General features: G+C 65.0%; 23 protein-coding genes. 12 read left to right on the top strand and 11 right to left on the bottom strand.

Annotated features, from left to right (window positions below; genetic code table 11):
• Window positions 1–66: 66 nt before the first annotated feature.
• Window positions 67–1791, bottom strand: a complete 1725-nt coding sequence (locus FNL56_RS21885) for a SulP family inorganic anion transporter (RefSeq protein ID WP_143574969.1) — start codon at window positions 1789–1791, stop codon at window positions 67–69.
• A 154-nt stretch (window positions 1792–1945) separates the two neighbouring features.
• Here FNL56_RS21885 and FNL56_RS21890 point away from each other — a divergent pair, with 154 nt between their 5' ends.
• Entirely contained in the window at window positions 1946–2224 is a 279-nt protein-coding gene (locus FNL56_RS21890; protein ID WP_143574970.1) for a BrnT family toxin, read from the top strand.
• Window positions 2178–2471 (top strand): BrnA antitoxin family protein, encoded by a 294-nt coding sequence (locus FNL56_RS21895; protein ID WP_143574971.1) that lies wholly within the window; start codon window positions 2178–2180, stop codon window positions 2469–2471. The genes FNL56_RS21890 and FNL56_RS21895 overlap by 47 nt, the downstream gene beginning before the upstream one ends.
• Before the next feature lie 23 nt (window positions 2472–2494).
• Here FNL56_RS21895 and FNL56_RS21900 read toward each other — a convergent pair whose 3' ends face one another.
• The 5 genes from FNL56_RS21900 to FNL56_RS21920 all read right to left on the bottom strand — a co-directional run bounded on the left by FNL56_RS21900 (window position 2495) and on the right by FNL56_RS21920 (window position 7886).
• The gene (locus FNL56_RS21900; RefSeq protein ID WP_143582382.1) at window positions 2495–2989 is read right to left on the bottom strand and encodes an ATP-binding cassette domain-containing protein; all 495 of its coding nucleotides are present in this window, start codon (window positions 2987–2989) and stop codon (window positions 2495–2497) included.
• 6 nt (window positions 2990–2995) lie between these two features.
• Window positions 2996–5053 carry an elongation factor G gene (locus FNL56_RS21905; RefSeq protein ID WP_143574973.1) on the bottom strand — a complete coding sequence of 686 codons (2058 nt, stop codon included), beginning with the start codon at window positions 5051–5053 and terminating at the stop codon, window positions 2996–2998.
• Between the two features lie 281 nt (window positions 5054–5334).
• Window positions 5335–5811, bottom strand: coding sequence for a DUF992 domain-containing protein (locus FNL56_RS21910; protein ID WP_143574974.1), 477 nt, complete (start codon window positions 5809–5811; stop codon window positions 5335–5337).
• A gap of 230 nt (window positions 5812–6041) precedes the next feature.
• A complete protein-coding gene (locus FNL56_RS21915) occupies window positions 6042–6557 on the bottom strand; it encodes a DUF992 domain-containing protein (RefSeq protein ID WP_143574975.1) in 516 nt (171 codons plus the stop codon).
• A 126-nt stretch (window positions 6558–6683) separates the two neighbouring features.
• Window positions 6684–7886, bottom strand: coding sequence for a pyridoxal phosphate-dependent aminotransferase (locus tag FNL56_RS21920; protein WP_143574976.1), 1203 nt, complete (start codon window positions 7884–7886; stop codon window positions 6684–6686).
• A 395-nt stretch (window positions 7887–8281) separates the two neighbouring features.
• On the opposite strand from FNL56_RS21920, the gene FNL56_RS21925 reads away from it, so the two are divergent.
• From FNL56_RS21925 to FNL56_RS21935, 3 genes are all read left to right on the top strand, one after another.
• Entirely contained in the window at window positions 8282–8935 is a 654-nt protein-coding gene (locus FNL56_RS21925; RefSeq protein ID WP_143574977.1) for a glutathione S-transferase family protein, read from the top strand.
• Between the two features lie 142 nt (window positions 8936–9077).
• A complete protein-coding gene (locus FNL56_RS21930) occupies window positions 9078–9257 on the top strand; it encodes a hypothetical protein (protein WP_143574978.1) in 180 nt (59 codons plus the stop codon).
• 70 nt (window positions 9258–9327) lie between these two features.
• Window positions 9328–10491, top strand: coding sequence for a PQQ-dependent sugar dehydrogenase (locus FNL56_RS21935; RefSeq protein ID WP_143582383.1), 1164 nt, complete (start codon window positions 9328–9330; stop codon window positions 10489–10491).
• Window positions 10492–10662: 171 nt separating this feature from the next.
• Here FNL56_RS21935 and FNL56_RS21940 read toward each other — a convergent pair whose 3' ends face one another.
• Together FNL56_RS21940 and FNL56_RS21945 are read right to left on the bottom strand one after the other, a co-directional pair.
• The gene (locus FNL56_RS21940) at window positions 10663–11724 is read right to left on the bottom strand and encodes an SDR family oxidoreductase (RefSeq protein WP_143574980.1); all 1062 of its coding nucleotides are present in this window, start codon (window positions 11722–11724) and stop codon (window positions 10663–10665) included.
• Window positions 11725–11789: 65 nt separating this feature from the next.
• Window positions 11790–12146 (bottom strand): DMT family protein, encoded by a 357-nt coding sequence (locus tag FNL56_RS21945; RefSeq protein WP_143574981.1) that lies wholly within the window; start codon window positions 12144–12146, stop codon window positions 11790–11792.
• A gap of 199 nt (window positions 12147–12345) precedes the next feature.
• Between FNL56_RS21945 and FNL56_RS21950 the strand changes: the two genes are divergently transcribed.
• The 6 genes from FNL56_RS21950 to FNL56_RS28890 all read left to right on the top strand — a co-directional run bounded on the left by FNL56_RS21950 (window position 12346) and on the right by FNL56_RS28890 (window position 16873).
• Entirely contained in the window at window positions 12346–12939 is a 594-nt protein-coding gene (locus FNL56_RS21950; protein WP_441351244.1) for a PAS-domain containing protein, read from the top strand.
• A 316-nt stretch (window positions 12940–13255) separates the two neighbouring features.
• The gene (locus tag FNL56_RS21955; protein WP_143574983.1) at window positions 13256–14104 is read left to right on the top strand and encodes a lysophospholipid acyltransferase family protein; all 849 of its coding nucleotides are present in this window, start codon (window positions 13256–13258) and stop codon (window positions 14102–14104) included.
• Between the two features lie 92 nt (window positions 14105–14196).
• Window positions 14197–15138, top strand: coding sequence for an aldo/keto reductase (locus FNL56_RS21960; RefSeq protein WP_143574984.1), 942 nt, complete (start codon window positions 14197–14199; stop codon window positions 15136–15138).
• Window positions 15139–15497: 359 nt separating this feature from the next.
• Window positions 15498–15704, top strand: a complete 207-nt coding sequence (locus tag FNL56_RS21965; protein WP_143574985.1) for a hypothetical protein — start codon at window positions 15498–15500, stop codon at window positions 15702–15704.
• Between the two features lie 213 nt (window positions 15705–15917).
• Entirely contained in the window at window positions 15918–16358 is a 441-nt protein-coding gene (locus FNL56_RS21970) for a hypothetical protein (protein WP_143574986.1), read from the top strand.
• 263 nt (window positions 16359–16621) lie between these two features.
• Complete coding sequence (locus FNL56_RS28890) at window positions 16622–16873, top strand: hypothetical protein (protein WP_365948301.1); 252 nt, start codon at window positions 16622–16624, stop codon at window positions 16871–16873.
• A gap of 94 nt (window positions 16874–16967) precedes the next feature.
• Here FNL56_RS28890 and FNL56_RS21980 read toward each other — a convergent pair whose 3' ends face one another.
• Both FNL56_RS21980 and FNL56_RS21985 read right to left on the bottom strand, forming a co-directional pair.
• Window positions 16968–18185, bottom strand: a complete 1218-nt coding sequence (locus FNL56_RS21980; protein WP_143582384.1) for a DUF1501 domain-containing protein — start codon at window positions 18183–18185, stop codon at window positions 16968–16970.
• Window positions 18182–19648, bottom strand: a complete 1467-nt coding sequence (locus FNL56_RS21985; RefSeq protein ID WP_143574988.1) for a DUF1800 domain-containing protein — start codon at window positions 19646–19648, stop codon at window positions 18182–18184. The genes FNL56_RS21980 and FNL56_RS21985 overlap by 4 nt, the downstream gene beginning before the upstream one ends.
• A 115-nt stretch (window positions 19649–19763) precedes the next feature.
• Here FNL56_RS21985 and FNL56_RS21990 point away from each other — a divergent pair, with 115 nt between their 5' ends.
• On the top strand, window positions 19764–19970 hold the full coding sequence (locus FNL56_RS21990; RefSeq protein ID WP_143574989.1) for a hypothetical protein: 207 nt from the start codon (window positions 19764–19766) through the stop codon (window positions 19968–19970).
• On the opposite strand, the gene FNL56_RS21995 is transcribed toward FNL56_RS21990, so the two are convergent.
• The gene (locus FNL56_RS21995) at window positions 19963–20556 is read right to left on the bottom strand and encodes a TMEM175 family protein (RefSeq protein ID WP_143574990.1); all 594 of its coding nucleotides are present in this window, start codon (window positions 20554–20556) and stop codon (window positions 19963–19965) included. The genes FNL56_RS21990 and FNL56_RS21995 overlap by 8 nt on opposite strands.
• Window positions 20557–20631 lie beyond the last annotated feature (75 nt).

Genomic DNA, 20631 nt, shown 5'->3' on the forward strand with positions numbered 1-20631 from the left:
TGAATGCGCGGCGGGCGCGGAAAACAGATCGCGTCGCGATCCGGGCCGTAGCCGGGCGCGATGCCGTCAGTGCAAGGTTGCCGGCTCCAGATCGGGCACAGCCAAAGACTGCTTCAGTTCGGCTACGGCGCTCGCTACCGTCGCGCGGTATTTCACCAGCGGCGGCCGTGCGCCGTGAGTCAGCAGCGCGCGGCGCACCGGTTGCGACGTTCCGGTGAGAATGACGCGCACGCCCTTCCCGGCCGCCTTGGCGGCAATGCCCTTGATGGCGTTGGCGGCGGTGGAATCGAGGAACGGCACCGCGGCAAAATCGATCACGAAGGCCTTGTGGTGCGGCGAGATGCCGTCGAGCACCGATCCGACGGTGGAGGCGACGCCGAAGAAGAATGCCCCGGTGATGCGATAGACCAGCACGTCGGGATCGCTGGCGAGAGCAGCGTCGTAGGGCACGCGGCTGCCATCGGCATTGTCGGCCTGATCGGCGACATCCAGCCCGTCGGCCTCGATGCCGGTGGTCTCCGACATGCGGTGGATGAACAATACCGCGCCGAGCGCGAAGCCGACCACGATTCCCTCGGTGAGGTCGCGGAAGATGGTGAGCAGAAACGTCGCCAGCAGCACCACGGCATCGCCCCAGGACGAGCGCAGCAGGATGCTGAAATCATGCTTGTCGGCCATGTTCCAGGCCACCACCGCCAGCACGGCGGCAAGCGCGGCCAGCGGAATATAGCTCGCCAGCGGGGCCGCCAGCAGGATGAAGCAAAGCAGGAAAACGGAATGCAGCATGCCGGCCACCGGGCCATGGGCGCCGGCGCGGACGTTGGTCGCGGTGCGCGCGATGGTGCCGGTGACGCAGATGCCGCCGAACATCGCCGATCCGATATTGGCGATGCCCTGCGCCACCAACTCGCAATTGGAGCGGTGGCGCCGCCCGGTCATGCCATCTGCAACCACGGCGGACAGCAGCGACTCGATGGCGCCGAGCAGCGCGAAGGCGATCGCGTCGGGCAAGACCGCCAGGGCTTTGGTCGCCGACATCGTGGGCCAGCTTGGCAGCGGGAAGGATTGCGGGATGCCGCCGAAGCGGGTGCCGATGGTTTCCACCGGCAGCCCCATGAGCGCCGCCGCCGCCGCGCTGACGATCACCGCGATCAGGATGCCGGGCCAGGACGGCCGCCGTTTGCGCAAGCCCAGAATGATCGCCAGCGACGCCACGGTGACGGCCACGGCCGCGCTATTCACCGTCGGCAGGGCGCGGCCGAGCGCTTCCAGCTTCGGCAGCAATTCTCCGGGCTCCTTGCCCGCCAGCGTCAGCCCGAGCAGGTCCTTGATCTGGGTGGCGAAGATGATGACGGCGATGCCGGCGGTGAAGCCGACGGTGACCGGATAGGGGATAAATTTGATGTAGGTGCCGAGCCGTAGAAAGCCCGCGGCCATCAGCAGCACGCCGGACATCAGGGTGGCGAGGATCAGCCCGTCGATGCCATGGCGGCCGACGCAAATGGCAACCAGCACGATGAAAGCGCCGGCGGGACCGCCGATCTGAAACCGGCTGCCGCCGAAGGCCGACACCAGGAAACCGCCGATCACCGCGGTGACCATGCCGCGATCCGGCGAAGTGCCCGAGGCGATGGCGATCGCCATCGACAAGGGCAGCGCCACGATCGCCACGGTAAGGCCGGCCAGGACATCGGCGCGCAATTGCGCCAGCCCGTAGCCTTCGCGCAGTACTGTGACCAGTTTGGGCGTGAACAGTTCGGCGAAAGTCGGCTGTGATCGTGCCTGCCGCATTAAACCCGTTCGCTCCGATGATTTCCGACTCAGACCTTATCATGCGCCGGCAGGTGATCGGTGGGTTGATCAGGATCAAGTCGGGGCGGGAAATGGCAACTTCGTCCGCCAACATCCTTGACGCTATCAATTAATTGGGGGTACATTTAATCGTGTGAAGATCGTGTTCGATCCGGCCAAACGTCAGGCGGCTCTCGATGACCGGGGCCTGAATTTTGCTGACGCGGCGATCTTATTCGATGGGCCGACCATTACTGTCGAGGACACGCGTCGCAAATACGGCGAGACTCGCTACCAGACGGTCGGGTTTCTGGCGGGCCGGATGGTGATGGTGGTCTGGACACCGCGCGGCGAGGCGCGGCATGTGATGTCGATGAGGAAGTGCAATGCCCGTGAAAAAGCGATCTATCAAAAGCGATTTAACCAGGGTTGACGCGCATCGCATCACGGCAGCCGAATACGACGAAGCGCCCGAACTCACCAAAGAGATGCTCGACCGCGCTGAAATTCGCCACGGCGATACCATCGTAAAGCGCGGCCGGCCGCCGCTCGACAGCCCCAAGGAGGCTGTCAAGCTGCGGCTCGATCACGATGTGCTTGCCGCCTACCGCAAGACCGGAAGCGGCTGGCAGACACGCATCAATGCGGATCTGCGCAAGGCGGCGCGCAAGCTCGGCTGATCGCCTGCGAAATCGCATCGCTGCTATCCGGCAAACAGCGCTGATATGTCCGATCGTTCCAGTAAGCGGTGCTTTTTGCCGTCAAAACTATCGAACATCGTAAGATGGCCGGCAAACGAACTCGAGGTCGAGCGATGCCAGTAGGCCTCGGCCCATGCGAGGAGTTCAGCATGTTGTACGGCCGTCGCGCCGGTCGAGGGACCCCGGCTGGCGAGCCCATCGCTGCAGACGGTCCAAGGCATATCCAGCCAGACCAGGCTGGTTGCAAACGGTAGCGCCACCGCGGCGAGCCAGCCAAAGACGCCTTCGATGACCCAGCGTGGTTCTGAGGCCACAGCCGATACCATCGACATGGCCTGGTCCTCGTCGCGTTTGACGCTTACTCCTTCCTGCCAATGTATCCGATCGAGATCGTGGGCGCGGCAATCAAGCCGCCGAGCCACGTCTCGCGCCAGCGTACTCTTGCCCGAGCCGCTATTGCCGATGATGACGACGCGAGGTCCGAGCATCATCGGCAAGCCATTTCACGCCGCGACGCGGTGCGCGGCGATGATCTGGTCGGCGGCGCGGCCGGTGACTTCGGCCATGTGGTCGAAGGCGCGGGTGTAGCTGCCGGCGCCGGCGGTCGCGGAGCGCAGTTCGACGATCAGGTCGCCGATCTCCGCTTCCGGCAACATCGCCCGCACCACGTCCCAATGCGGCCAGCCCTCGCGCGTATCGAAGCCCAGGATATGGCCACGGCGATGCGACAGGATGGCGTTGATCTTCGCCGTCGCGTCGGTCGGACACACGACCTCCACGAGATGGATCGGCTCCAGCAGCACCGGCTGGCATTGCGGCAGCGCGTCGGTGACGCCGATCCGCGCCGCCGTGCGAAACGCCATGTCGGAGGAATCGACGCTGTGGAACGAGCCGTCGGTCAGCGTCACCTCGATATCGACCACCGGGAAGCCGAGCGGGCCGCGCACCAGCGCGTCGGCAACGCCGTCCCCGACCGCCGGAATGTAGTTGCGCGGCACTGCGCCGCCGACCACCTTCTCGGCAAAGGCAAAGCCGGAGCCGCGAGGCAGCGGCCGGATCTCCAGCACGACGTCGCCGAACTGGCCGTGTCCGCCGGACTGCTTCTTGTGACGGCCGCGCTGCGTGACCGGCTGCCGGATCGTCTCGCGATAGCCGATCGCGGGCGGCTGCGCCTTGACGTCGATGCCGAAGCGATCGTGCAGCCGCTCCAGCGCGACGCGCAGATGCATCTCGCCCTGCCCCCACAGCACCACCTCATGGTGCCCGGCGGGCGTCACCACCTGCAGCGAGCCGTCCTCGTCGGTGAGGCGCTGCAAGGCCTGGCCGAGCTTGACGTCGTCCTTGCGGTCGGTGGCGGCGAGCGCCATCGCCAGCACCGGCGGCGCCGGCTTGACGGTCACCAGCGCCGCGGGTGTCGCCTTGCCGGACGACAGCGTATCGCCGGTGTGGACGTGATCGAGCTTGCCTAGCGCGACCACCTCGCCGGCCTCTGCCGCCGCGCGCTTGCTGTCATGCGCGCCGTGGGCGGCGAGAATGGCGCCGATGCGGCCGCTTTCGCCGGTTGAGGCCTGCAGCGTCGCGCCATCGTCGAGCTCACCGGTCAGCACGCGCGCCAGCGACAGCTTGCCGCCATGCTGCAGATGGGCGGACTTCATGACGTAAGCGAGCGCGTCCGGGCCCGCGGCGCCGAGACGCCTGGCGGTGGCCGTGATATCCGGCGCCTCGTGGCGCAGCGCCTTCAATAGCCGCAGCACGCCGTTTTCGCGCAGCGCCGAGCCGAGCAGCACCGGACAGATCAGGCCCTCGCGTAATTCGCGCGCGAGATCGTCGAACACCGCGTCACGCGGCGGCTCGATATCCTCGAGCAACTGCTCCATCAGCGAGTCGTCATGGTCGGCGAGCTTCTCCAGCATCGAGAACCGCGCTTCCTTCTCGCGCGCGAGGTCGCCGCCGTCGAGCGCGATCACTTCGGAGGCCTTGTGCTCGCGATAGACAAAGGCCCGCTCCAGCGCCAGGTCGGCGAAGCCGACGATCAGGTCCCCGTTCCAGATCGGGATTTGCCGCAGTACCAGCGGAATCCGCGACGCCGGCTGGAGCGTGTCGAGCGTCTCGCGCATGCGCTTGCTGGCACGGTCGATCTTGTTGAGAAACAGAAACCGCGGGATCTGGCGGTCCTCGAGTTCGCGCAGCACCAGTTGCAGCTGCGGCAGCTTGCGCTCGTCGGCCTCGCAGACCACGACGGCGGCATCCACCACCGGAATCGCGGCGCGCATGTCGTGCAAAAATTCCACCGAGCCCGGGCAATCGATGAAAGTGTAGCTGTCGCCCATGAAGCTGGTGGTGACGGCGTTGAGGGAGACGCCCATCTTGTGGTGCCGGGCCTCGGCCGAGACGTCACCGACACTGGTCCCGGCATCGACACTGCCGACCCGCGGGATCGCCCCGGTGCGGGCGAGGATGGCTTCGAGAAGTGTGGTTTTTCCGCTCTGGAAAGGGCCCACCAGCGCAATGCATCGTGCAGGGCGCTGTGGACCGCGGGGACTTATCAGGTCATGTCCCATTGCCGCCTCCTGATCTGGAGCTCGGCCCGTGATTGGGTCGGCGACGGGATCGTCTGCCCGGTCTGCGCATTTGGCAAGATGGAAAATGTAGTTCGATATGAAGTCGTATTGCAGTCCCTTCTTCCTTCTCCCCTTGTGGGAGAAGGTGGCACGGCCGAAGGCCGTGACGGATGAGGGGTTACTGGGCTCGAAGTTTGTGGCTACCCCTCACCCGTCCGCGCTACGCGCGGCCACCCTCTCCCACAAGGGGAGAGGGAAGAAAGAAGTGCAGAGTCTTGCTGTTATCGGCCCGGACGCAGCTCGAGGCTTTCCAGCCCGGCCGCGACGTTCAGTCCCGTCGAGCCCTGCAGGCTGAGCGGCTGCAGCGCGATCGAATTGGCGGAGCCGCCGACCAGCACGTTGGCGCCAAGGCCGACGCCGAACGAGGCCGAGCCCTGTGCTCCCGCATAATTGCCGGACAGGTCGCCCATTCCGGCGCGCTCGACGGGGGCGAACACCGCCCAGGACAACGCCGTCGATTCGGTGATGCCGAGGTCGATGCCGACCTTGCGGATGGTGGCGACATAGGGCTGGTCGGGGCGGCCGGTGGACAGCAGCACACAACCGAGATTGGTGACCGAGCCGACGATGAAGCCGACGCTGGCGCCGCCGCGGCAATTGAGGACGCCGATCTGGACGGTCTGTGGCGACTGCGCCTGAGCGCTCGAGGCGACCAGGATCGATGCGGCAAGTCCGAGAAACAGCGACGGGCGGTTCATGGCGAATTCTCCGATGCGGTGATGTTGAATTAGGAGTGCCAGACAACGGTAACGGGAGCTACCGAAAATGTACCAACTGGCTCCCATCGAACGGCGGCGCTCAACACCTCTCCCCGCTGGGGAGAGGTGGTCGCGAGGCTACCGATCCTCATAATCGCTGACGCCGTCGTGACAACGGCAGGCCAAAAAAAAGGCCCGCTTGCGCGGGCCTTTTTCAACCAAGCCGAAGCTTAGTGGTGACGACGATGGTGACGCATGCGACGGCGCTTCTCGGGAGCGGCCGGGGTCAGCTGCAGTTCGACGATGCCGGCAGCGACGTTGAAGCCGGTCTGGCCCTGAACGCTGATCGGCTGCAGGGTGAACTGGTTGCCATTGCCGCCGAGCAGGAAGTTGCCGCCGAAGCCGATGCCGACCGAGGCGTTGGAACCAACGCCACCGTAGCTGCCGGCGAGCGCGCCGCGGGGCACGCGCGCGTAGGGTGCGAAGGCGGTCCACTGCACGGTGGTGTTCTGGGTGAAGCCGAGATCGAGGCCGAAACGACGGATCGTAGCGACGTAACGCTCGGCGCGGCCACCTTCGCTCTGGAACACGCAGTTGAGGGTGGCGTTCGAACCGACGACGAAGGAGACGTTCTGGCCGCCGGTGCACTCGAGCACGCCGACGCGGACGCCCTGCTGCGCGTTGGCGGAGGCGAACGACGCCACCAGAGCAACCGTGGCTATACCGAACATTTTGGAGATCTGCATTTGCAACTTGCCTTTTTTAGGTTTGGAATTACGTGGCGGACAGGAGGGAAGCGCCGTGTTCAAAACAAGGCGCTTCCTTGAATAAGGCGACAAATCGTCGCAAGTTCCGAAGTTATCTGACAAAGATTACCGAAGGTTGGCACAAAACCGCTGAATACGGCCGCAGGCGTCTTCCAGATCCGACGTTTTGGTCGCGTAGGAAATCCGGAATGCCGGGCCGAGGCCGAAAGCCGACCCCTGCACCACCGCGACGCCTTCACTCTCTAGCAGTTCGGTGACAAAGTCCTCATCGTTCTCCAGCACCTTGCCCGACGGCGCGGTCTTGCCGATGGTACCCGCGCAGGACGGATACACGTAGAACGCGCCTTCCGGACGCGGGCAATGAATGCCGTTGGCCTGGTTGAGCATGGCGACGACCAGATCGCGGCGTTCCTTGAACACCGCATTGTTGGCCGGGATGAATTCCTGCGGACCGTTGAGGGCCTCGACCGCCGCCCACTGCGCAATCGAGCACGGGTTCGAGGTCGACTGCGACTGGATCGTGGCCATCGCCTTGATCAGCGGCGCCGGGCCGCCGGCGTAGCCGATGCGCCAGCCGGTCATGCAATAGGCCTTGGAGACGCCGTTCACCGTCAACGTGCGATCGAACAATTTCGGCTCGACCTGCGCCGGGGTGGTGAAGACGAAGTCGTCATAGGTTAAGTGCTCATACATGTCGTCGGTCAGCACCCAGACCTGCGGATGCCGGACCAGCACGTCGGTCAGCGCCTTCAGCTCGGCCCGCGAATAGGCCGCCCCGGTCGGGTTCGACGGCGAGCACAGGATCACCCATTTGGTCTTCGGCGTGATCGCGGCTTCCAGTGCAGAGGCCTGCAGCTTGAAATTGAAGTCGGCAGTGCAGACCACGGGCACCGAGGTGCCACCGGCCAGCGCCACCATCTCGGGATAGCTGACCCAATACGGCGCCGGGATGATGACCTCGTCGCCGGGGTTCAGCGTCGCCATGAACGCATTGTACAGGACCTGCTTGCCGCCGGTACCGACGATGATCTGGTTCGGCGCATAGGTCAGGCCGTTCTCACGGCTGAACTTCGCGATGATCGCGTCCTTCAGCTCGGGGATGCCGTCGACGGCGGTATACTTGGTCTTGCCGGCTTCGATGGCGTGGATCGCCGCCAGCTTGATGTTGGCGGGGGTATCGAAATCGGGCTCGCCGGCGCCAAGGCCAATGACGTTGCGACCGGCTGCTTTGAGCTGACGTGCTTTGTCCGACACCGCAATGGTTGCGGACGGCTTCACACGATCAAGCGCAGCGGACAAAAACGACATCATATTCTCCTTGCAACCGTCGCGAACCCACGTTCGCGACTCCTGGATGGACGATCCTGTTGGGATCGCGGCACCCTAAGGCGCAAGACGCTGCATCGCAAGAAGCCAAGTCAAATGGCACCTCAGAATGTTGCTTTGCAGCAGCGTTTTTTCGCGCGTTTGCGTTGAACGAAGTTAACTTCTTGCAAGAACGCGGGCAGACGACTTCACGCTTGGGTGATGCATCGCGTCATAACAGGGAATGATTTCTTTGCGTTGCGACAGGCGACGATGGTTTTCAACTTTTTCCAGCTTCAAGGGCTTGCGAGCGCGCGGCAACGGCATCATTGTTCGATCGTGATGCCGCTCGAGGTGGCGCGCGAACAACCTGTCATCGATGAATCGAACCACAGCGCATGTACAAGCTCTATTCGATGCAGCGCTCCGGCAATAGCTACAAGGTCCGCCTTGCGCTGGCGTTTTTGGACGCGCCCTATCGCGCCATCGAGGTCGATATTCTACGCGGTGAAAGCCGCACGCCGGAATTCCTTGCCAAGAATCCGAGCGGCCAGGTACCGCTGCTCGAAATCGATGACGGCCGCTACCTCGCCGAATCAAACGCCATCCTGTGGTACGTCGCGATCGGCACCTCGCTGGCGCCGGATTCGCGGATGGACCGCGCCGAGACGCTGCAGTGGATGTTCTTCGAGCAGCACGCGCTGGAGCCGAACCTCGGCGCCGCGTATTTCTGGCTGTGCCTGGTGCGCGGCGGCCGCGACCTGCAGACCCACGCGCTGGAAGACTGGATGGAGCGCGGCTATGCGGCGCTGCAGGTGATGGAAGACCATCTCCAGACCAACGACTTCTTCGCCGCAGGCCAGCTGACCATCGCGGACATCGCTCTGTACGGCTACACCCATGTCGCCGAGCAGTGCGATTTCGACCTCGACAGTTTCCCCGCGGTGCGTCGCTGGTTGCGCCGCGTCGAGCAGTCGCCGGGCTTCGTGGCCATGGACTGGCGGCCGGCCGACGCGGAGTTCGACACGCTCGACCTGGCCGCCGAGGCTTAAAAGCGCAAAATAGCGGGCATAACGGCCGGTTATGCCGTTTTTTCGCCACGTTTGCGCGGGTGTTTGCCCAAATCTTGCCGGCTACTCCCTTCAGATTGCTAGTGCGCGGGTGATTCGCCCGCGATTTGAAGGATTTACGACCATGATCCGGTCGCTTCGCGTTGTTGCAGGATTTGAGCCCCGTCCCGCCACTGTAGAATCCACCCGCCTCGGCCAAGCCGTCGCCGCCACACTGGCGGTGGCCTGCCTGTCGGTATGCCTGATCGTGACGCTGACGCTGTTGACCCTCAAGGTCGCGACAGCGATGCCCCTGCCGGCCTGACGGGTCGTTACCTCCATCCGCCGACGCGCTGACAGGTATCGCGTCCCCGCCTCCGCAACGGAGCCATCCGATGAAGACCCCCGTGGTCTGGGTTACCGCGACGCTGACGGCCGCGATCGTAATCACCCTGAGTTTCCTGATCGCCACCACGTCGCGTGGCGAGACGATTGCGTTCGCCTCCTCGGCCGGCCGCCTCGAGGTGCAGACGGTGGCCTCCGGACTGGTCGATCCATGGGCGCTGGCGTTGCTGCCGGATGGCCGCATGCTGGTGACCGAGCGCCCCGGGCGGATGCGCCTGGTAACGTCGCAGGGCCAGCTGTCCTCGCCGCTGAAAGGCGTGCCGGCGGTCTGGGCCAGCGGCCAGGGCGGGCTGCTCGACGTCATCACCGACCGCGGCTTCGCTGAGAACAACACCGTATACTTCTGCTATTCCGAGCGCAGCGGCAGCGGCGGACGCACCGCGGTGGCGCGCGGCCGGCTGGTCGACGGCACGGCACCCGCGCTCGACCAGGTGCAGGTGATCTTTCGCCAGGATGGCCCGCTGTCGTCCGGCAGCCATTATGGCTGCCGGATCGTGCAGGCCAGTGACGGCAACCTGTTCGTCACGCTCGGCGACCATTTCAGCTTCCGCGACGAGGCACAGAACCTCGGCAATCATCTCGGCAAGCTGATCCGCATCGCGCCCGATGGCCAGGTACCGAAAGACAATCCCTTCGTCGGCCGCGACGGCGCGAAGCCCGAGATCTGGAGCTACGGCCACCGCAATCCGCAGAGCCTCGCCACCAACCCGGCCAACGGCGAACTGTGGGAGATCGAGCACGGCCCGCGCGGCGGCGACGAGGTCAACATCATCGGCCGGGCCAAGAACTACGGCTGGCCGGTCATCGGCTTCGGCATCGACTATTCCGGTGCCAAAATACACGAGGCCACGGCGAAGGACGGCATGGAGCAGCCGATCAAATATTGGGTGCCATCGATCGCGCCTTCCGGCATGGCGTTCTATACCGGCGAGCTGTTTCCGGCCTGGCGCGGCAGCCTGTTCACCGGCGCGCTCGGCGGCCAGATGCTGGTGCGGCTGTCGTTGCAGGGCAACGCCGTGACCGGCGAAGAGCGCCTATTGCGAAATCTCAACGAGCGCATCCGAGACGTCCGGCAGGGACCGGACGGCGCGCTCTATCTGCTGACGGATAGTTCCGCGGGGCGGATTCTTCGCGTGGTGCCGGCGAAGTGGTAGTTCGTCGGCGGATACTATAAGCCACAAACTTTGCCGTCATCCTGAGGCGCCGTCGCGAAGCGGCGGCCTCGAAGGATGCGCCGCAAGCGCCATCGCCCGTGGCCCCTATCCTTCGAGGCTCGCCCTTTCGGGCGAGCACCTCAGGATGACGGTGACGGTGTTTGCTGTGATCTACGGAATGATCTTCTCTGACCGCAGCCGCACAAACAGCTCGAAGAAGCTGTCTTCGGTCGGCTGATAGTCGAGAAAGCCGAGCTTGCGGCTCTTGCCCATGTCGGTGACGACCTCGATCGGCCGGCCAAGATCGGCGTCGGTGTGCCATGCCGACGACACCACGCCGAGATCGCTCTCCGCCAGGCCATGCTTCTTCGCGATGTCGGCCCAGACCGGGGCTGCGTCGGCGAGTTGCGTTTCCAGCGGCGTCACCTTGTCCGGGAACGGGGCCGCCTCGATGCCGAACCATTCGGCAATCCGCGGCCACATCCAGCTCCAGCGAAATACGTCGCCATTGACGACGTTGAAGGCCTGGTTGCGCGCGGCCTCGGTGGTCGAGGCCCAGGCGAGGTGCTTCGCCAGCAGCCGCGCATCGGTCATGTCGGTGAGCCCATTCCACTGCATCGCCGAACCCGGAAACACGAAGGGGCGCCCCGTGGCCTTGCAGATCGTGGCATAGACCGCGAGCGTGACGCCCATGTTCATCGCATTGCCGACGGCATAGCCGATGATGGTGTGCGGCCGGTGCACGCTCCATCCGAAGCCGTCGCGCTTCGCCGCGCCGAACACTTCGTCTTCCTGCGCATAGTAGAAGTTTTCAACTTCCAGCCGCGGCTGCTCCTCGCGGAACGGCGTCGCCGGCAGCGTGCCCTTGCCATAGGCCTCGAACGGTCCGAGGTAGTGTTTCAATCCCGTCACCAGCGCGACGTGCTGCACCGATTTGCCCGGCGACAGCGCGTCGAGCAGGTTGCGCACCATGGCGCCGTTGACCTTGATGTTCTCGGCTTCCGTATTCTGCCGCATCCAGGTGGTGAGAAAGACATGGCTGGGCCGGACCTCGGCCAACGCCGTGCGCAGCGAGCCGGGATCGAGCAGGTCGGCCGCAACCGCCGTTACGCCGTCGATGGCCGACGGCCGCCTTGCAAGGCCGTGGACATTCCACCCCTTGCCGACCAGATGCCGCGCGAGATTGTTGCCGACGATGCCGCTGGCACCGACCACGAGTGCTGAATGTGTCATGAATTTCCTTGAAAGAGCTTCGCTCTATATGGGCATCGGTGCAGCCAAGGCCAGCAACATGGCGATCACGACCATTTGTGGAAGATAAAAAACGCGCCGAGCGCGATGAAGGCGAAGCCGAGCGCGTGATTCCAGCCAAGCGGTTCTTTGAGGTACAGAACCGAAAACGCCGCGAATACGACCAGCGTGATCACCTCCTGCATCGTCTTCAACTGCGCGGCGTTATAGACCTCGCTGCCCCAGCGATTGGCCGGCACCGCCAGCCAGTATTCGAAGAACGCGATGCCCCAGCTCACCATGATGACCAGCGGCAGCGAGGCGCCCTTGAACTTCAGATGGCCGTACCAGGCGAAGGTCATGAACACGTTCGAGGCAAACAGCATCAGGATCGGCAGCACTAGCGGCGGAATGGTGAATGGCATCGGCGTCCTTTCAATCGGCGGCAACGCCGTAGCTCGGGCGCGGGTTCCGCAGGACTTGACCACAGCCGTTACAATAATCCCGAAAATCCGACGCATTCACCGGCACAATTCTTAACGGTAACAAAAAGCAACTCTGGGCGATTCGGAAATGAGGCGTCATCGTGCAGTTCTTGTCTGTGAGACAGACCAGGAAACGCACATGCAGTTCGACTGGACCTTGCTTTTCCACCCTGCTCTGGCCACGGCGTTCGCGCTGTTTGCCGTCGTCGGCGGTGCCGTCGCCATTCGAAACCGCCTGCTGAAGGCGCGACAGCGCGACCTCGAGCGCCGTGCCACCGCCGACAGATTGTCCGCCGCGCTTGACCGGATCGACATCGGAGTCGTGCTGCTCAATGCCGACACCCGCGCCGAATTCATCAACCGCGCCTTCCGCGCGCAATTCCGCCTGCCCGACGCCAAGGCCGACAGCAAGCCGCCGCTGATCGCGCTGATGTATCACTGCCGCGACAACCACGCGTTCGAACTGCCGGAAGACGAGGTCGAAGGCTTCGTGGCCAGCCGCGTCGAAATGATCCGCGCCGGCGACCCGACGCCGATGAATCTGCGCCTCGCCAATGGTGAGGTGCTGCGGCTGAGCTGCACCGCGCTGCCCGATGGCGGCCGCATGCTGAGTTGCACGCCGGTCACCGACCTGGTCCGGCGCAACGATGACCGCGCTCACCGCGATCATTATCTGTCGGTCCGCGACACCGGCGATCTGTTCGCCGAACGCCATCTGGATGCGGCGGAGTAAAAAGCTGTCATTCCGGGATGCAGCAGACGGCGGAGCCGGCTGATGCAGGCCCGGAATCTCGAGATGTTCTGCAAAATATCTTGAGGTTCCGGGTTCGCTCGAGCTTCGCTCTCGCGCCCCGGAATGACAACTTAGAGCTCTCGAAGTTGATAACCTCCCCCGTCATTTCCACGTCATCCGGCGCGGCTAGCTTCCGCTCCGCACCCTGCGGCTGCCCCCCGTCGCCGGCGGGATGCGCTTCAGCGGTCCCCGTCAGTTGCCGCGCTGACCGGGGCCGTTTTTTTGCCTGCCCCGCGCGGCGCTGTATAAGCAGGTCATGATCCGCTTCGCCTTTGCTCTTGCCGCCCTTGCCATCGTCATCCTGGTGCTGGTGCCGTTCCAGTGGCTCGGCCTCGCGCTGGGCTGGCCGATCCAGCGCCGCATCCCGCATCTGTTCCACCGCGCCTTCTGCCGCCTCGCCGGCGTCCGCATCCGCGAGGTCGGCACCCGCACGGCGGACACGCCGGTGCTGATCCTCGCCAATCACGTCTCCTGGCTCGACATCTGCGTGATCGGCGCACTCGCGCCGGTGGTGTTCATCGCCAAGAGCGAGGTCGCGACCTGGCCGGTGTTCGGCTTTCTGGCGCGGCTGCAGCGCACCATCTTCATCGAGCGCGAGCGCCGGCAGAAGACCGGCGCGGCCACGCAGGAAATCGGCGACCGGTTGCTGGGTGGCGACGCCGTGGTGTTGTTCGCCGAGGGCACCTCGAGCGACGGCATCCGCATCCTGCCGTTTCGCTCGGCGCTGATCGGCGCCGTGCATCACGCGCTCGGCGAGTCCGTGCATCACAACGAGATCATCGTGCAGCCGCTGTCGCTGGCCTATGTCGGCTTCGGCGGTTTGCCTGTGGGCCGGGCGCTACGCGACAATGTGGCATGGTATGGCGACGCGGACCTGATCCCGCATTTCATCGGCATTTTGAAAGCCGGTGCTACCGACATCACCGTGACCTGGGGCGAAGCCACCGCCTACGACATGAGCGCCGACCGCAAGGCGATCGCGCGCGAGGCCGAACGCAGCGTGCGGCGGATGACCTCGGCCGCGCTGCGTGCCGGCGCGCCGAAGCAAGCCGCGTTGCCCGCGCCGGAGCAGGCCGCTGCGGACGCCACCCCTGCGGTCGCCTGAGGCTGCAGCACAGCGGCCATGAGGCGCTGCGGCTTGCCGCAATCTGGACCACGGGCGATAAAGCGGTCCCATCTTTTCGGACAGGACCCTTCATGCAAATTCGCAATCTCGGCGGCTCCGGCCTGCGCGTCTCCGCGGTCGGCCTCGGCTGCAACAATTTCGGCCAGCGCACCGATCTCGAAACCTCGCGCAAGGTGATCCACAAGGCGATCGACCTCGGCATCACTTTGTTCGACACTGCCGACATCTATGCCGGCATGGGCGGCTCTGAGACCGTGCTCGGCCAGGTGCTCGGCGACCGCCGCAAAGACATCGTGCTCGCCACCAAGTTCTGCAAGCCGATGGCCACCGACGGCAGCAAGCAGGGCGCGTCGCGCCGCTACATCATGAGCGCGGTGGAAGCCAGCCTGAAGCGGCTCAACACCGATTACATCGACCTCTACCAGCAGCACGATTACGATCCGCTGACGCCGATCGAGGAGACACTGCGCGCGCTCGACGATCTCGTCCGCCAGGGCAAGGTGCGCTACATCGGCAACTCGAACTTCCCGGCCTGGCGTCTGGCGCAAGCCGAGATGACCGCGCGCGGCATCGGCACCTCGCCGTTCGTGTCGTGCCAGGACGAATACAGCCTCGTGGTGCGCGACATCGAGAAGGACCTGCTGCCGGCCGCGCAGCATTTCAACCTCGGCCTGCTGCCGTTCTTCCCGCTGGCCTCGGGCCTGCTCACCGGCAAGTATCAACCCGGCGCAGCGCCGCCGGAAGGCAGCCGCTTCGCGATCGCGCCCGCCTTACGCGACCGCTCGGTCAATCCGCGCAACGAGGCCATCGTGGCCAGGCTCGATGCCTTCGTGAAAGCGCGCGGCCACACCATGCTGGAGCTCGCCTTCTCCTGGCTCGCGGCACGACCGCAAGTATCGAGCGTCATCGCCGGCGCCACGCGCGTCGAGCAGATCGAGCAGAACGTGAAAGCGATCGAGTGGACGATCAGTGCCGAGGACATGGCGGAAATCGACAAGATCACGCTGGGATAGTTGCGCACTTTCTTCCCTCTCCCCTTGTGGCAGAGGGTGGATCGACCGCGCAGCGGTCGAAACGGGTGAGGGGTAGTGATGCGCTCCGAGCCCAAAGCCCCCTCATCCGACGCGGACTAACGTCCGCGCCACCTTCTCCCACAGGGGGAGAAGGAAAAAGAAAGCAGCAAGCGTAGGGCGCAATAGCGACGCGCAGTCCCCCACTCACGACACGGCGGCGGATTACGCTTCGCTAATCCGCCCTGCCCATGCCATCCGCTGTGCGGAATATCCGTCCTCGACCAATGACTTAAAAGCCATTGTGACTTCGCGACTCCTGTGTCAGCGTGCGTGAAAATATAAAACACGGGGAAGAACTGATGCCTGATATCCTGAAGATGGATGAATTGCTCGCGATCCATGAACAGAACCGTAGCTCCACCCCCCCTCGTGTTGCAGTGCGGCCGGCGCGTAATGCCGCTGTGATGAAGTGGTCCATCATCGGTCTCGGCACCATGTTCTATGCCGTGCCGGCGCTCGCGATGATCGGTTACGCCTTCTGGGTCGCGGCCAACCTCAACAAGTAATGCGCAGGATGGCCGAAGGCGCATTTGCGCCGTGCCCACCACCGTTCCACGCTGAACCGCGGCGGGCACTCCCGACCGCGCGCGGCGCGATCGGGCTTTGCCCACCCGGCGGGATCGCCTCGATTGCGACCCACGGCATGGACCGCGGCGCGGTTTTGCCGGAAGGTGAGCTGCCGCCGCAACGGCGGGCGAATCATCGTTCCGGGGATTGCCATGTCATCATCCGCTTTGCGTAACGCACTCGTCGCCGCCACCCTGGCCATCGCCAGCCTCGGGGTTTCCTCCGTTGCGCGCGCCGACAGCGGCACCATTCGCATCAATGTGCTGAAGGGCGGCTGGTTCATCGGTGCGTCCGGCGGCTCCGGCACGCTGACGTTTCGCGGCCGCACCTATCCACTGTCGATCGGCGGGCTTAGCGCCGGCCTGGTATTCGGCGCGTCGCAGACCTACCTGTCCGGTCGCGTCAGCCGTATCAACCGACCGTCGGACGTCGCGGGCGTCTATGGCGCAGGCGGCGCGGGTGCCGCGATCGGCCGCGGCGTCAGCGCCATCGTGCTCGCCAACGAGAAAGGCGCCGTGCTCGAACTCTCCGGCCGGCAGACCGGGTTGATGGTCAATGCCGATCTCAGCGGTCTGGCGATCTCGCTGAAGTAGACCCGGCAGCTCGTAGCCCGGATGGAGCGTAGCGCAATCCGGGGCCCGCGTTTCAGCACCAGCGATTTTCCCGGATTTCGCTGCGCTCCATCCGGGCTACGATTGCAGAGCGAAAAGCCCGGCGGGGTGACCGCCGGGCTTTTGCTTGCTGCGATGCGGGACGGGTCGGTTACATCGACGACTTCATCATCCCCATCTGCTGCGCCTTCATGTAGCTCTTGCAGGCGCCCTTCATATCGCCCTTGGACATCTGCGTATTGGCCATGGCCATCTCCTTCATCATGCCCATCTTGCCCGGACCATCCGGCATCGACGCGCCGGCGCTCATGGATTTCATCATGTTATCGCTGGTGCATTTCATCATCGCAGCAGATGCGGGGCTGCAGGCAGCGGCGATGGCAATGGTGGCGGCAGCAATCATCAACTTCATGTTTCGCTCTCCCAGGCGGCCCAATTGCCGCGTCAAACCAGCCGAACTATCTCTGTCCGGTTCCAGCGGCAGCATCGTTTTCTGATATCAGCCGCTGACGTAGGAGATACGCACTGCCCGGGCATTAGGTTGCAGGGCGCGACAAATTTGCCGGGTCCGCCTTCCATGCCGGACTGGTATCAGGCGACCAGCCCCTTCGCCGGCCGCACCATCGCGCTGTCCGGGAATACGCTGTCGGCCAGCACGCGTTCGCCGAGGCCGAGGTGGTCATGCAGCACGCCCTTGAGGATCGCGCGAAGGTCCATGGTCGGCGCGAGATCTCGGGATTCGTAAAGATCGGAGGCGCGCAGCCCCGGCCAATTCGCGATCACCCGCCCTCCGGCCACCGCGCCGCCGGCGAGCAGCGCCACGGTACCGGTGCCGTGGTCAGTGCCGGACGTGCCGTTGATCTTTGCCGTACGGCCGAATTCGGTGGCGACGACGATCACGGTGTCGCGCCAGTGGGAGCCCAGCCCGGTTTCGAACTCCGCGAGCGCGCCGTCGAGCCCGCCCAGTAATTGCGCGAGGCGTCCAACCGGGCCGCCTTCCTGCGCATGGGTGTCCCAGCCGTCGAACGCCAATGCCGCAACGCGCGGGCCGTCGTCGGCGGCCATCAATTTGGCGGCGCCGCGCGCCACCTGCTGCATCGCCGAGATCTTGACGCCGGGCACGGGCTTCATCGCGTCGCCCTTGGCGAGCTTGTCGAGTTGCAATCCCTGCGACAGCGCCGTCGCCAGCGCGGGGTCGCGATGCTGGTAGAGCTCGATCAGGCGGGCCGCGGTGTCATCGGAAGCATTCGGCAGGTTGACCGGCGACCAGCCGACGGTCGGCGCCGCGCCGCGCAAGATCAGCGGCGTGGTCGGGCCAATGGCGAGCCCCGACGAGACGCGCTCGCCGCGCGGCAGAGCGGCGATCGCGCGGTTGAGCCAGCCGGACTGCACACGGCCGGGGCCGGGGAAGCCGCTCTCCAGCGTATCCTGGCCATCGAAATGCGAGCGCTCGCGATACGGGGTGGCCACCGCATGCACCACGGCCGCTTTGCGCTCGCGGTACATCCGCGCGAATTGCGGCATCGACGGATGCAGGCCAAAGAACGAGTCGAGCATAACTGCGGCATTCGGCCCGTCCTTGGCGAGCGCGATCGAACCGTGCAGTCCGGCGTAATCGGGATCGCCGATCGGCGCCACGGTAGCGAGACCGTCGAGCGCACCGCGCAGGATGATGACGACCAGCCGAGGATCACGCGCGCCCGCCGCGCGGGCGAATTTCGGGATGTAGGCCCAGGCGGCAAAGGCGGCGCCTGACAGCAGCAGCGAGCGGCGCGTCGGAAAGATCCGGGTTTCGCAATCCATCGTCATCTCCTCTGGAATTCCGGTGACATCAGAAGCAGTGCCAGCGCCTGCTGTCGCGTCTCGGCGCGCGCGATGGTCTGTCGCGTCTCGTTCGATGCCGCCTCGCCCGCCACCACTTCCAGCAAGTCGCGGGCATCGATGCTGTCGGCGATCTTCGATGATACTTGCGCGGCAATATCGAGCCGCAGCTTGAGGCCTTCCGGCGCCGCCCAGGCGGCGTTGCTGTCGGCGAAGCCGTTCGGCCCCGGCGGCGTCCACAGCGGCTGGCCCATCATGGCGAGGCTGCCGATGGTGCGGTTAGGCTCTTCGGGAATCCGTCCAAGGATGCGGCCGGTGGCGATGAGATATTCATACGGCAAGCGCATTTTGGTCAGCGGCGCGGTCCACGCCTCGTCGGAATCGACCAGCGCGAGCGCCAGCGCCTTCAGATCACCATCGGTTTTCGAGAACACGGCCTGCAGTTTCGCGACCAGCGCCGGGGGCGGCGTATCGGCGACAAAATGCTGCGCGAATTTATGCGCGATGAACTTCGCCGTGGCCGGGTGCCGCGCGATGTCGGCGAGTGCGGCTTCACCCTGCCCCACGCCGGCGTCGTCATAACTCTTGCCGAGCAGCAGCTGCGGGCCCGGCTGATGCGCGTTGGCGTTGAACGCGAAGCTGCCGGGCAGGCCGATCTTGCCGTCGCGGCCGGCGAAGGTCCAGCCGGTGATGATGCGCGCCAGCGCGGTCACGTCGGCCTGCGTATAGCCGGCGCCGACGCCGAGCGTATGCAGCTCCATGATCTCGCGAGCGAGGTTTTCGTTGAGGCCGCGCTTGCCGCGCTGGCCGGCTTTCGATTCCGGGCCGATCGATTGCTGGTTGTCGAGGAAGAACAACATCGCCGGATGCTGCTCGACCGCGCGCAGCATGCCGGCAAACTTGCCGAGCACGAATGGGCGGATCGCCTCGCGCTCGAACGAGCCCGCCCAGATCCGCGCCGGCTCGCCCTTGCTGGCGGAGATGCAGAAGTGATTCGACCAGAAGGTGACGAGCCGCTCGACGAAGCCGCCATCGGCGATGGTGGCGCGCTGGATCCGCGCCAGTGCCTCTGCGGTGAACACCTTTTGCACGACATTGGGCGGCGGCTGCGCGACCGGCGGCTTCGGCGCATCGGGCTGCACGGTCATGACCGTATTGCCGGCACTCATCGCATCGGCGTTGCCATCCATCGCCGGCGGCGCCTCGGCAGCCTTGACGGCGTCACGCGCCGCCTTGACCTCGAGCTGGTAGGCGAACAGCGCCTGCCCCAGCGCCGGCGTCGACTGCAGGCCGGGCAATTCGAGCAGCGCGCCATTGGCACGCGCAAGCTCCGCTTTGACGAAGCCGCGCGGATCGGAGGCCGCGCTGACGAAATCGCCGGCCGCGCCGCCGCGGGCGCCGAAGCCGAAGCGATTGAGCGCCACAAGCGCCATCTGCGGATCGCGGGCCATCCCAACTCCTCGGCTTTCTCTGATCACGACATCGACGTATGATCGCCGGCGGCTGACTATACGGCTGCGATCAATGAACGCTGGATGAAAACCCGGTCAAAATTTGGCTGAACCGATGACAGATTCGAGAGTAACGATCGTTCCGACCAGCCGTCGCCTCGTCTGCGCCGAATGCGGCACCGAATTCGGCTGCGACCTGTCCGGCAACTGCTGGTGCATCGACGAGCCGGTCGCGCTGCCGATGCCGACCGCGGGCGGCGACTGCCTGTGTCGGGAGTGTCTGCGCAACAAGACGGGGGCTGCAGTCGACGCGGCTAGCTGACTTCTCCGTCGCCGCCATTGGCTTTAGCCGCGAAAAACGGGGCGATGAACGCCAGCGGCCAGATGAAGGTGATAAACCCCGGCGCAAACGGCGCCACGGCAAAAGCGACGACGAAGACGAGTGCCGAGAACGCCGGCGCGCCGAGCATCTGCCAATGCCGGCCGGGCGCGGCCGCCATCACCCAGAGCACGAGGTTGATGGTCGCGATCAGCGCCAGGTTGAACGCATAGAGGGTGGCGACGTCGCGGGCCTGGGAATAGCTGCCATACAGGCCGGAGGTCACCGGCAGCAGGATGATCGAGAGCAGGTACAGCAGATTGACCAGCACGGCGGCGCGGCCGCCGTCCGGCGCATAAGCAAGCCGGCGCTGGTGGCTGAACCAGAACATGCCGGCGATGACGAAGCTGAGCAGCAGCGCCAGCAGGTTCGTGCCGTACACGGCGGCAATCGCGTGCCAGTCCGGCGTGGCGACCATCAGTTTCTGCTTCGGCAGATCGTAGGCCAGCAGCGTCATCGCCACACCGAAAATGGTGTTGCTCAACGCCTCCAGCCGCCGCATCTCGAACGCTCCGAGCCGGTTCGCCATGAAGATTCCCACGTTAGCCGGAGCGGAGTATCTTGTCTTTTGGGATAAAGGGCAAATTCAGGAAACCTGCTGCGA

The sequence above is a fragment of the Tardiphaga sp. vice304 genome (assembly GCF_007018905.1).
Classification (GTDB): domain Bacteria; phylum Pseudomonadota; class Alphaproteobacteria; order Rhizobiales; family Xanthobacteraceae; genus Tardiphaga.